The organism is Limimaricola soesokkakensis, assembly GCF_900172345.1.
Classification (GTDB): Bacteria; Pseudomonadota; Alphaproteobacteria; order Rhodobacterales; family Rhodobacteraceae; genus Limimaricola; species Limimaricola soesokkakensis.
Genome location: NZ_FWFY01000043.1, coordinates 1 through 750, shown reverse-complemented (window position 1 = coordinate 750; position 750 = coordinate 1). Strand labels below are relative to the sequence as shown.

Genomic DNA, 750 nt, shown 5'->3' with positions numbered 1-750 from the left:
GCAAGCGCCGCGTTGGTCGAGCTGTTGACGCCGGACTTCGTGTCAGAGATCGCGACATAGGTCCGCTCGAGCTTCGCAAGCTCGTCCGGGTCCTTGAGCTTGGTGAGGTCGAACTTCGCCTTGAACAGCTCGACCTGCTTGTCGATGTCGAGACCCGCGACGCTCGCAGGCACCCCGAGCGAGGTGCGCATGAACTCCGTCAGGTCGGAATCCTTGAGCACGTCGTACCAGCTCTTGATGCTGCCCGCCTTGCGGCGGAACTCCAGCACGGTGCCGACCGTCTCGTTCTGGTCGGCCTGGGCATTCTCGAAATGCTGTTCGACGTATTTGTCGACGATCGTCTTGCGCCAGAAACTGGAGTTGGTCAGCGTGTTCCGGGTTCCCTCGTCCTTGAAGCCAAGGTTCTTATAGAGGTCTGCAAATCGCGGATCGGTCAGGCGATTGACCAGGGAACTGGAATCTTCGGAGTCGCTCTTGAGCAGCTTCTTGATCATCGCCTTCCCGAAGATCTGGTCCTCAAGATCGAACGCCTTCATCACGAAGACATAGAGCTCCCGGTCCTCCATCAGCTGGTCGACCGTCTTGATGTCGCCAATGCGCTCCTCGAACGCCTCAATGGCGCGGCTGTGCTCGGCGCTGCTGCGGATCATCTCGAGCTGGCGGTCGCGCGTGGCGTCCACCAGCTGCAGGCCCATCCGGGCGTTGAGGCCCGAAAGCGAGATCATTCGGCGGCCATGGACGCGGAGGCCT

General features: G+C 60.9%; 1 protein-coding gene. It reads right to left on the bottom strand.

Annotation, left to right across the window (positions count from 1 at the left end):
* On the bottom strand, positions 1–725 hold a 725-nt coding region (locus LOS8367_RS18600; RefSeq protein ID WP_085898015.1), incomplete at its 3' end, for a DUF1217 domain-containing protein.
* Between the last annotated feature and the right edge of the window lie 25 nt (positions 726–750).